At 71.5% G+C, this 10,385-nt stretch carries 10 protein-coding genes and 2 tRNA genes; 9 read left to right on the plus strand and 3 right to left on the minus strand.

The genetic code is table 11. The annotated features are described in order from the left end of the window. Positions 1-80: 80 nt before the first annotated feature. Entirely contained in the window at positions 81-1,205 is a 1,125-nt protein-coding gene (locus tag E2E34_RS10150; RefSeq protein WP_138901566.1) for an SCO2583 family membrane protein, read from the plus strand. On the opposite strand, the gene E2E34_RS10155 is transcribed toward E2E34_RS10150, so the two are convergent. After that, complete coding sequence (locus tag E2E34_RS10155; RefSeq protein ID WP_138901567.1) at positions 1,202-2,254, minus strand: M48 family metallopeptidase; 1,053 nt, start codon at positions 2,252-2,254, stop codon at positions 1,202-1,204. The genes E2E34_RS10150 and E2E34_RS10155 overlap by 4 nt on opposite strands. 192 nt (positions 2,255-2,446) lie before the next feature. On the opposite strand from E2E34_RS10155, the gene E2E34_RS35370 reads away from it, so the two are divergent. From E2E34_RS35370 to E2E34_RS10185, 7 genes are all read left to right on the plus strand, one after another. Beyond that, positions 2,447-2,614, plus strand: a complete 168-nt coding sequence (locus E2E34_RS35370) for a hypothetical protein (RefSeq protein WP_167518260.1) — start codon at positions 2,447-2,449, stop codon at positions 2,612-2,614. 38 nt (positions 2,615-2,652) lie between these two features. Then, positions 2,653-3,267 (plus strand): nicotinate-nucleotide adenylyltransferase, encoded by a 615-nt coding sequence (nadD, locus tag E2E34_RS10160; protein ID WP_138901568.1) that lies wholly within the window; start codon positions 2,653-2,655, stop codon positions 3,265-3,267. Positions 3,268-3,319: 52 nt separating this feature from the next. Continuing rightward, positions 3,320-4,951 (plus strand): LCP family protein, encoded by a 1,632-nt coding sequence (locus E2E34_RS10165; RefSeq protein ID WP_138901569.1) that lies wholly within the window; start codon positions 3,320-3,322, stop codon positions 4,949-4,951. Positions 4,952-5,019: 68 nt separating this feature from the next. Then, positions 5,020-5,457, plus strand: a complete 438-nt coding sequence (rsfS, locus tag E2E34_RS10170) for a ribosome silencing factor (protein ID WP_138901570.1) — start codon at positions 5,020-5,022, stop codon at positions 5,455-5,457. Continuing rightward, the gene (locus E2E34_RS10175) at positions 5,454-6,122 is read left to right on the plus strand and encodes a histidine phosphatase family protein (RefSeq protein WP_138901571.1); all 669 of its coding nucleotides are present in this window, start codon (positions 5,454-5,456) and stop codon (positions 6,120-6,122) included. Before rsfS ends, E2E34_RS10175 begins: the two co-directional genes overlap by 4 nt. A 70-nt stretch (positions 6,123-6,192) precedes the next feature. Then, positions 6,193-6,265: transfer RNA gene (locus tag E2E34_RS10180), tRNA-Ala, on the plus strand. 705 nt (positions 6,266-6,970) lie between these two features. After that, on the plus strand, positions 6,971-7,204 hold the full coding sequence (locus E2E34_RS10185; RefSeq protein ID WP_028813478.1) for a hypothetical protein: 234 nt from the start codon (positions 6,971-6,973) through the stop codon (positions 7,202-7,204). Here the strand turns inward: E2E34_RS10185 and E2E34_RS10190 are convergent. Continuing rightward, complete coding sequence (locus E2E34_RS10190) at positions 7,173-8,396, minus strand: glycosyltransferase 87 family protein (RefSeq protein WP_244315603.1); 1,224 nt, start codon at positions 8,394-8,396, stop codon at positions 7,173-7,175. The two genes, E2E34_RS10185 and E2E34_RS10190, sit on opposite strands and share 32 nt — an antisense overlap. Positions 8,397-8,523: 127 nt before the next feature. Here E2E34_RS10190 and E2E34_RS10195 point away from each other — a divergent pair. After that, positions 8,524-8,596 (plus strand) — tRNA-Ala (locus tag E2E34_RS10195). Between the two features lie 57 nt (positions 8,597-8,653). Here the strand turns inward: E2E34_RS10195 and E2E34_RS10200 are convergent. Continuing rightward, complete coding sequence (locus E2E34_RS10200; protein WP_138901572.1) at positions 8,654-10,231, minus strand: NADH-quinone oxidoreductase subunit NuoF family protein; 1,578 nt, start codon at positions 10,229-10,231, stop codon at positions 8,654-8,656. Positions 10,232-10,385: the final 154 nt, after the last annotated feature.

A 10,385-nucleotide genomic window follows, 5' to 3' on the forward strand; every position in this document is an offset into this window, starting at 1 on the left:
CACGCTGTGTGCAGGGCGTCGTCACCAATTGTGGCGCACCAGGGCGTTTACGTTCCCTCCCGCCGACCTACTCTGAAGGTATGGCAGGGCGCGGAGAGCCACCTGAGGGGGCACCCGAGGGCCTCCCGGGTGGCAGCGACGACGAGTACCGGTCCGTCGTCTTCGACGAATCGTTCGTGCGGGCTGCCCGCCTCCAGGAGTACTCCGCCCAGGAGCGCATGAGCGACCACGAGAATGCCGTTCGCGACCGGCCCGGCTGGACGGGCCGGGACCACGACGGCGGTCGCGGGGGCGGCCGTGGCGGGGCCAAGCAGGCGCTGGTGCTCGTCCTGCTGGTGGCCGTCGCCTTCGGCACCGCGGTGTACCTGGGCGTACGCCACCCCTACCAGCCGCCGCCGGCCACGCGCGCGGGACTCATGCGGACCGCGGTGATACCGCTGGCCCCGGAGGGAGCGGTGCCGGGCGGTGAGCCCGCCGAACTCTTCGAGCGCAGTCCGGCCGCTCAGTACCGAACGGGCGCCGAGGGCATCACCCTGCCGTCCGCGCGGCGCACCGCCCACTTCTCGGAGGGGCAGGTGATGTCCGCGCTGACCATCGCCAAGGACTACCTCACCGCGTCGTCCCTCGATCCGGCCGTACTGAAGGGCGCCACCGTCCGCCCGGTGCGCGCGCTGCTCGACCCGGACCAGCTGACCCAGTTCGACCGCAGCTTCGACGCCCCGGCCGACGACGGCAGGCACGCCGCCACGGGATGGCTCGTCCGCTTCGACCCCGCGAAGGTGACGCCCGCCGACGAGCCGGTTCGCGTCCAGGGCGTCCTGCGTGTCGAGGAGAGGGAGTCCGCCCGCCTCGAAGTGACCTCCGACCACACCTTCGTGTACGCGCTGCGCCCGGCGGCGAGCGCGGCCGGGGACCCGCGGGCGGACGGCGCCTCGCTGTTCACCGTCCGCCGCGAGCTGCATCTGCGCTTCGACCGCGACGACCTGCGGACGCACCGGGCCGAGCTGCTCGTCTCGTACGCCCAGGCCGGACCCCAGGCGTGCTCGGCGGACGCGACGGGCCACCTGCGGCCGGTGCTGGCCGGACAGCGCGCCCGCGACGAGGGACCGGCCGGGACCGACCCGTACGCGACGGGCCCGGCCGCGGCGGCCCTCTGCGGCGTGCTCGCACCGAGCGCGATGCCCAGCCCGCGGGGCGGCGGCTAGCCCTTGGTGGTGCCGGTCGTGCCGTTGCCGCCGCCGGTGAACCTGTCCCGCAGCTTCCCGCCGAGGTCGCCCGCGCCGCCCGCGATGTCGCCGACCAGCTTCATCAGCGGGTCCTTGCTCGTGCGGACCGTGTCGGCGTAGTGGGACGCGGACTCGCGGAAGGAGTCCGTGACGGAGGTGTCGCCGTCCTCGTCGCGCTTCGGGTAGTGGCCGTCCATGATCCGCTGGTAGTCGCGGCTCTCCGCCCACTTCTTCAGCTCGGCGGCGCGGACCGTGGTGAACGGGTGCGTGCGCGGCAGCACATTGAGGATCTTCAGCACGGAGTCGCGAAGGTCGCCCCCGGCCTCGTACTCCTCGGCCTGCGCCAGGAACGCGTCCACGTTCATCTCGTGCAGGTGGTTGCCGCCGGCGATCTTCATCAGCCCGCGCATCGACGCCTGGAGGTCCTGCCCGACCAGCAGGCCCGCGCGGTCGGCGGAGAGCTCCGACTTGCGGAACCACTCGCGCAGCGCCGTCACGATCCCCATGATCGCGATGTTGCCGAGGGGAATCCACGCGACCTTGAGCGCCAGGTTCGTGAGGAAGAGGAGGATCGTCCGGTAGACGGAGTGGCCGGACAGGGCGTGGCCCGCCTCGTGGCCGACGACGGCCCGCATCTCCTCCTCGTCGAGCAGCTCGACCAGGCCGGTGGTGACCACGATGATCGGCTCGTCCAGTCCGATGCACATGGCGTTGGGCTTCGGGTCCTGCGCGACGTACATCGGCGGGACCTTCTTCAGGTCCAGGATGGAGCAGGCGTCCAGCAGCATCGTGTGCAGATGGGCGAACTGGGCCTCGCTCACCCGCACCGAGTCGGAGAGGAAGAGCAGCCGCAGGCTGCGCTCGGGAAGCAGCCCGCTCATCGCCTTGAAGACGGTGTCGAACCCGGTGAGCTTGCGCAGGGCCACCAGGGCCGAGCGGTCCGCCGGATGTTCGTACGCCCGGGACGAGATGTCCGGGAAGCGCCGGCGATTGCGGCCCGGTACGTTCTCGTGATTGCCGTCGGTCATGGGTGGCCCCCTGTCTACGAGTGTTTCCCGTCCCCCGGACCGCCTCAGCGTAAGTGCTCCCGCACGGCACGCTCGGCCGGTTCGTCGGGCCGGACATCGCGTGAACGACTGAGTCGGCGTGAGCGTGCCCGCACCGCCCGCATACGATGTCCGCGAAGTCTCCGCTCCGACTCCCGATAGGTCCTGCCGAAGATGAGCCTCCACAGCACCGCTGCCTCCCTCGTGACCCTCGCCTCCGGTGAGGGCGGCGAGCACGGCGGGAACCACGAATCCCTCAACCCCTACCTCACCGGCGGTGGCGCCCTGCTCGCGCTCCTGCTGCTGCTGTGGATCACCACGCGCTTCAACCGCGACCGCTGAGGCGGGGCCGCGAGACGGGGCCAGTAGGCTCTGCACGCATGGGAGAGCAGCAGAGGCCGAGCGGTCCCGGCAAGCGCCGACTCGGCGTGATGGGCGGGACGTTCGATCCGATCCATCACGGACACCTGGTGGCCGCCAGTGAGGTGGCCGCCCAGTTCCACCTCGACGAGGTGGTGTTCGTACCGACCGGGCAGCCGTGGCAGAAGAGCCACAAGCACGTCTCCCTCGCCGAGGACCGCTACCTGATGACCGTCATCGCGACGGCGTCCAACCCGCAGTTCTCGGTGAGCCGGATCGACATCGACCGGGGCGGCCCGACGTACACCATCGACACCTTGCGGGATCTGCGCGATCTGAACAGCGACGCGGACCTCTTCTTCATCACCGGTGCCGACGCGCTCGCCCAGATCCTCACCTGGCGGGACGCGGAGGAGCTGTTCTCGCTCGCCCACTTCATCGGTGTGACCAGGCCCGGCCACGACCTGACGGACGACGGGCTGCCCAAGGGCGGTGTGTCGCTGGTGGAGGTGCCGGCCCTGGCGATCTCTTCGACCGACTGCCGGGCGCGGGTCGCGGCGGGCGAGCCCGTCTGGTACCTCGTCCCGGACGGTGTCGTCCGCTACATCGACAAGCGCGCGCTGTACCGCGAGTGAGCGGTCGGCCCGGCCGTACGGGGAGCACAGACCAGCAGGGAGAGGGGCACCGGTGAACGACCAGAACTACCCGTACGACCCGTACGCGCAGGATCCGTACGCCCAGCAGCCGCAGATCATCGGCTACGACGCGTACGGGCAGCCGGTGTACCAGCAGGCCCAGCAGCAGACGCAGCAGCAGGACCAGCAGCAGTACGACCCGCACCAGCAGCAGGGATACGGCTACGACCCGTACGCCCAGCAGCCGTCGTACGACCCCTACGGGCAGCAGCCGGAGCACCAGCAGCAGCAGTACGGGTACGTCGACACTGCCCAGCAGCAGCAGTGGATCCCGCAGCAGGCCGCGCCCGCCGAGATGCCTCCCCCCGCGCCCGAGCCGGAGCCGGTCCGCGAGCCCGTCGCCGTTCCCGAGCAGCGCCGTCCCAAGAACGAGTACGCGACCGAGCAGTTCTCCTTCGTCGAAGAGCCGGACGAGAACTCCGAAGACGTCATCGACTGGCTGAAGTTCACCGAGAGCCGCACCGAGCGCCGCGAGGAGGCCAGGCGCCGCGGCCGCAACCGCGTCGTCGCCCTGGTCGTCGCCGTCGCGCTCGTCGTCGCGGGCGGTGTCGGCTACCTCTGGTACGCGGGCCTGCTGCCCGGCCTCTCCGGCAAGAAGGACGCTCCGCCCGCGGCGTCCGGTCCGCAGAAGCGCGACGTGATCGCCGTACACCTGCACACCACCAAGGGCGCCACCTCGACCGCGCTGCTCGTGAACAACACCACCACCGGGCAGGGCACCACCGTCCTGCTCCCCAACTCGCTGTCCGTCGCGAACGACGACGGCACCACCACCACGCTCGCCAAGTCGGTCGACGACGACGGCACGGCGGGCACGCGCGAGGCGGTCGGTTCCGTACTCGGGACGAGGATCGGCGGCACCTGGCGGCTCGACACGCCGTACCTGGAGAACCTCGTCGAGCTGGTCGGCAACATCGAGATCGACACCGACACCGACGTGCCCGACACCAAGAAGGGCGCCGCGCCCGTGGTGCGGCAGGGCGAGCAGCAGACGCTGAGCGGCCCGATGGCCGTCGCCTACGCCACCTACCGGGCGCCGAGCGAGGCGGAGACCGAGCAGCTCCAGCGGTTCGGGCGGGTCATGCAGGGCGTGCTGAAGAAGATCTCGGACGATCCGCAGGCGGCGACCACGACCGTCCGCTCGCTGGCGCAGATCCTCGACCCGTCGCTGCCGGAGAAGGACCTCGGCGCCTCGCTGGCGAAGCTCGCCGAGCACGCCAAGGGCGGCGATTACAGGACGGCGCTGCTGCCGGTGCAGCCCGACGGCAAGCTGAGTGATTCCGCCGCCGAGAGTGTGGTCAAGGACATCCTCGGCGGCTCGGCCAGCAGCCCGGAGCAGGGCGCGGCCGTGCGGGTCGGCGTACGCAACGCCAACGGGAACACGGACGCCAACGAGACCGCGAGGATCGCCCTGGTCAACGGCGGCTACACGTTCGTCGACTCCGGCAAGGCCACCTCGGTCGTCACGTCGTCGCAGGTCACGTACGGCGAGGCGGCCCAGAAGGCGACGGCCCAGGAGGTCGCCAAGACGCTGGGACTGCCGCTGGGCACGGTGCGCAAGGGCAAGGCGGCCGCGAACGCGGATGTGACGGTCGTCCTGGGCCAGGACTTCAAGGCGGAGTAATGCCGTCGGGGCTGTCGGCGGTCCGTGAGACCCTGGGGGTATCTCTGACCGCCGACGAAAGCCTGCTAGTGACCGCCACTGACCGTTCCATCGAGCTCATCAACGCCGCCGCCCAGGCGGCCGCCGACCGGCTCGCGCACGACATCATCGCCTACGACGTGAGCGATGTGCTGTCCATCACCGACGCCTTCCTGGTCGCCTCGGCGCCCAACGACCGCCAGGTCAAGTCGATCGTCGACGAGATCGAGGAGCGGCTGAACAAGGAGCTCGGCGCCAAGCCGGTGCGCCGCGAGGGCGACCGCGAGGCCCGCTGGGTGCTCCTCGACTACGTCGACATCGTCGTCCACGTCCAGCACAGCGAGGAGCGTGTCTTCTACGCGCTGGAGCGCCTGTGGAAGGACTGCCCCGAGATCGCGCTGCCCGAGGACGCCGTGAAGACCCGGGGCCTGGCCGAGGAGCACGCGAAGCTGCGTGCGGCCGGTGAAGTGGACGGAGACCTGAGCTGAACGGCAGCGACGCCGGTACGGGCAAGAAGAGCCGGGGCCGCCGCATCGTCCTGTGGCGGCACGGCCAGACCGCGTGGAACCTGGAACGCCGGTTCCAGGGCAGCACCGACATCGAGCTGACCGAGACCGGTGTCGCGCAGGCGCGCCGGGCTGCCAGGCTGCTCGCCTCCCTGAAGCCGGACGCGATGATCTCGTCCGACCTCAAGCGGGCGGCGGCCACGGCCGGCGAGCTGGCCGCCCTGACCGGCCTCGACGTGACGCACGACGCCGCACTGCGCGAGACGTACGCGGGCGCCTGGCAGGGCCTGACGCACAACGAGATCATCGCGCAGTTCGGCGAGCAGTACGCCGCGTGGAAGCGCGGCGAGCCGGTGCGGCGCGGCGGTGGCGAACTGGAGACCGAGGTCGCCGACCGGGCGGCTCCGGTCGTGCTGGAGCACGCCGACAAGCTGGCCGACGACGGCACGCTCGTCGTCGTCAGCCACGGCGGCACCATCCGCACCACCATCGGCCGGCTCCTCGGTCTGGAGTCGTACCACTGGGAGGGTCTCGGCGGACTTTCCAACTGCTGCTGGTCGGTGCTGGGCGAAGGCGCGCGCGGCTGGCGGCTCCTGGAGCACAACGCCGGGACGCTTCCGGAGCCGGTGCTCGGGGACGACGACTAGCGGATTTCACTTTCTGGCAGGTCGCAGGCTAAAGTTCTTCTTGTTCGCAGCGCACAGCGCACAGAACAGCGGGGCTATAGCTCAGTTGGTAGAGCGCCTGCATGGCATGCAGGAGGTCAGGAGTTCAATTCTCCTTAGCTCCACAATCAGGATCCCGGTCCCTTCTTCAGAGGGGCCGGGATTTCTTGTATCCGCTGCGGGCTCTCCTCGTCGTCCGGCGCACGGACGGCAATCCGGCCTGTGCGTCGGGGGAGAGCGGCACCGGCGTCCCCTGTGTCAACTCCATGCGTTCGGGGGTGGCTTGCGCAGGTCTCGAACCTGCCGGGCCCGGGGCTGCCGGTGACCGCCGTGCCGCTGTGCACATCGCCGCTGACGCTCGGACAGGAGTCAGGGGTGCGGTGGGGGTTCCGACCGTTCCTGAGGGCCGTGGCGGGGCCTTTCGCGGCCTTCCTGACGCACGCCTCACGGCCGGCCGCTCACGGCGCCCTTCGGAGCCTCCCGTCGCGCCACGCGGGCGGTTGCCCGATGCCGCGACATTGGGCACTCTCTTCCTCAACCGGCTGAACGCGCCGGGGAGCGCATGCGTACGCCTATGTGCTGTGGGTATGCGCTCCTGAGCCCACCGCCGCGTCGATCTTCGCCGGCGCGGCGGGCCTCCTGCGCTCACGCCACTGACCCCCTTGCGGAGCCATGGCAGAATCGGACCGCCGGAGGGGGACGACGGTCTGATGGGGAGGGAGAGCGCGATGCCCGCGAGCATCCTCGATGCGGTCCGTGGTCTGCCCGGCAGCGACAACGGAGGTATCTCGTACGTGTGCACGGCCTGCCGCCGCAGCTGGAATTGAGTGATGGGCGCACACAGGAGGAAATGCGACTGGTGCGGCAGTGGCACGCCCATCGTCAGGGACATGGAGCCGGTCAACGCCGACTATCAGTACTGGTGCGAGGAGTGCGCCCGGGCGCTGATCATAAAAGGCGACCCCATCGAGACGTACCGCGAACTCGAAGGGGAGCCGATCTACGGACGGCTGCTCGACGAGCACTGCACGCTCAAGCGCTTCTACTCGTTCGCCACGGCCTGACCGGTCCGCACACCGCGCACAGCGCGGCGAGGGCCACGAGCGGATAGAGCGCCGACAGGACCATCTGACCGGCGCCCTGGGCGAGTTCGAGCCGCCCGGGGCCGTGCGGGACCCACCACAGCGCGTACGAGCAGAACACCACTCCTGCCGCCACCGCGGCCCCGGCGCGGCCGCGTGCGGCCAGGAACAGCACCACGGGAACGCACCACACCCAGTGGTGCGACCAGGACACCGGGCTGACCAGCAGCGCCGTCACCGCGCAGGCGACCACAGCCCCGGCCCGCTCACCGCGCAGTTCGGCCCGCACGGCGACGGCGACGCCCGCCACGGCCGTCAGGCAGGCGGCAACGGCCCACCACCCGCCCGGATCGCCGGTGTGCAGCAGCCGGGCCAGCACGCCGCGCAGGGACTGGTTGGCGGTGTCCTCGGCATGGCCCACCCGGCCCGCCTCGAAGATCATCCGAGTCCAGTAGCGGCGCGAGTCGTACGGCAGCACGGCCGCCGAGACGGCGGTCGCCGCGAGGAAGACGCCGGCGGCGGTCGCGGCCTGCCGCAGCCACGGGTTGCGGGCCTCGCCGCGCGGGGCGCCCCCGGCCCGTACGAGACCGGTGATCAGGAGGAAGACCGCGAAGAGAGCCGGTGTGAGCTTCATCGCAGCGGCCAGTCCGATGCCGGCGCCCGCCCAGCGGTGGCCTTCGCGGCGGGTGAGGTCCCACAGCACGGCCGTCGCGAGCAGCAGGTTGATCTGCCCGTACCGCAGGGTCGTCCACACCGGCTCGCACCAGACCGCGAGCGCGGCGGCCGACAGGACGGCGGTCGCGCTCTCGCGGCCCACCAGGCGCAGGGACAGGCGCGCCAGCGCGACGACCAGGAGGAGGTTGGCGACGGTGGCCAGCGCGCGCATCTCGGGAACGCCGAGCAGCGTCAGCGGGGTGAACAGCAGGGCGGCGAACGGGGGGTAGGTGGTCGGCAGGTTCGCCTCGGTGGCGCGCATCGCGTAGAGGTCCCCGCCGGCCCGTACGGTCTCGCCCTCGGCCCGGTAGACCATCAGGTCGATCATCGACACGTCGGCGGCGCGCTGGGCCGCCCAGAAGGACGCGAAGGAGAGCAGGCAGACCGAGGCGGCGACGAGTATCGGCCGCCGGGCGGCGACGGCGGGGCGGGCGGCTGCGGTCTGCGCGGTCACGGTCACGCCGGCTGACAGTACCGGGCGTATGGGGACAGAACGGGTGTGCGGACAAAGGATTTGGTGGAGGGCCGGGGGGACCGTGTAATGTTGGCGGAGCCGCCGGGGAAACCCGCAGGGCGGCGGAACACAAGGGGCTATAGCTCAGTTGGTAGAGCGCCTGCATGGCATGCAGGAGGTCAGGAGTTCAATTCTCCTTAGCTCCACAGGACGAAGGTCCCCCGGTCGATTCGACCGGGGGACCTTTTCGTGTCCCGGGCGGCTCAGCCCTGGCCGCTGCCGAGGGCCTTGCGGCCGCCGGGCGGCAGCGCGGCACGCGCCGGCCGCTGCGGAGCCTCTTCCTCGATGCGCAGTGCCAGCGCGGGGCAGCGGCGTACGGCACGCTGCGCGCGGCCGCGCAGGTGCACCGGAACCGACGCGTCCGCGAGGGCCGGGTAGCCGTCGGGGCCGAGCCGGATCAGCTCGGGGACGATGTCCGCGCACAGGCCGTGGCCCTTGCACAGCGTCCAGTCCACCGCGAACTTCTCGCCGCTCGGGATGCCCTCTTCCTCGTAACCGGGGCCCGGCAGCGGCAGCACGCCCATCGTCTCGCGGCCGCAGCCGCCGCCCAGGACGTGCGCCGCGAGGTCGTCGGTGAAGGCGTTGAGCGTGGAGACGAAGAAGCGGACCGATCCGTCGGGGTGCTTGCACGCGCCGCGGCCCTTCACGGCCTGCGTCACCTCGCGCAGCGCCTCCAGGGCGGCCTGGCCCCCGCCGTTGAGTACGTCGGACAGGCCGCCGGCGGCGGCGGGCAGGCCCAGCCGGCAGGGGCCGCACTGGCCCGCCGTCTCGGCGGCCAGCCAGTTCGCGACACGCAGCGACTCGCCCAGGGGGCAGGTCTCGGGGCCGATGGGCAGGATCGCGCCCGCGCCCAGCGCGCCGCCGAACGAGGCGAGGGACTCGCGGGAGATCACGGCGTCGTGGGCTGCGACCGCGTCGATCCAGTTGCCGTGATAGCCGCCGGTCAGCACGCCCTGGGGCAGCGGCGGGGCGCCGGCCATCTGCAGGACGTAACGCAGCGGAACCCCGGTGGGCACCTCGACGACCATGGGGCGCGAGACGGCGCCGGAGATGGTGAGCATGACCGTGCCCGGCTCGTTCTCCAGGCCGGTGTGGCCGTAGCGGCGGGCTCCTATCCGCGCGGCGACGGCGAGCTGCGCGAACGTCTCGGTGTTGGACAGCAGCGTCGGCGCGCCTCCCACGCCGGTCTCCGAGGCGCGCTCACGGCGTCCTGGCGGGAGCGCGGGGCCGCCGTTCGCGGCACGGATCAGCGAGGACGCCTCTCCGGAGACCATGCGTTCCGGGGTGCGTACGATCCGCGCGCGCAGTTGCTGGCCGCGCCGGTCGGACAGGCCGCGCTCGGCGAAGGCCGCGCGTATGGACGCCTCGGTCGAGTTGCGGGTGACGCCGACGATCAGGGTGCGGGCGCCGAGCGCCTCGGCCGCCAGCAGGGCGCCGTCCAGCACCAGGTGAGGGGCCCGGTTGAGCAGGACGGTGTCCTTGCGGCAGGCGGGCTCGCCCTCGCTGCCGTTGATGACGACCACGGGGCGCACCCCGCGGCGGATGGAGGCCTTGGCGACCGCCCGCAGTTTCTTGCCGAAGGGGAAGCCGGCGCCGCCGCGCCCGCGCAGCGAGATGTAGTCGGCGAGTTCGGCCAGGCGCTCTCCGCCCATCGGCTCCAGCGGGCCGTGGACCTTCAGGTGCATGCCGAGGTCGAGGCGCTCGACCAGGTCGAAGCCGGTGGTCAGCTGGGGAAGGCCGACTACGCGTACTTCGGGGACGTCGGGAAGGGGGACGTTCAACGTCGATCTCCTGCGGGTGCGTGCCAGGGCTCTCCGGCGGCTATCACGGCAACTGGATCGACGCGGTCGCAGCCCACGACGCCGTGATCTCCCGCGAGTCCCTCGCCTCGTTCGGCGGCGCGCTGGGCGCGGGCGCGATCCTGCCCATCGGCCC

It is taken from the genome of Streptomyces albidochromogenes, from assembly GCF_005981925.1.
Taxonomy (GTDB): domain Bacteria; phylum Actinomycetota; class Actinomycetes; order Streptomycetales; family Streptomycetaceae; genus Streptomyces; species Streptomyces albidochromogenes.

Excerpts from the sequence above, each read along its gene's own strand:
- E2E34_RS10150 (WP_138901566.1), top strand. The coding sequence starts at position 81 with ATGGCAGGGCGCGGAGAGCCACCTGAGGGGGCACCCGAGGGCCTCCCG.
- E2E34_RS10155 (WP_138901567.1), bottom strand. The coding sequence starts at position 2,254 with ATGACCGACGGCAATCACGAGAACGTACCGGGCCGCAATCGCCGGCGC.
- E2E34_RS35370 (WP_167518260.1), top strand. The coding sequence starts at position 2,447 with ATGAGCCTCCACAGCACCGCTGCCTCCCTCGTGACCCTCGCCTCCGGT.
- nadD (WP_138901568.1), top strand. The coding sequence starts at position 2,653 with ATGGGAGAGCAGCAGAGGCCGAGCGGTCCCGGCAAGCGCCGACTCGGC.
- E2E34_RS10185 (WP_028813478.1), top strand. The coding sequence starts at position 6,971 with ATGGGCGCACACAGGAGGAAATGCGACTGGTGCGGCAGTGGCACGCCC.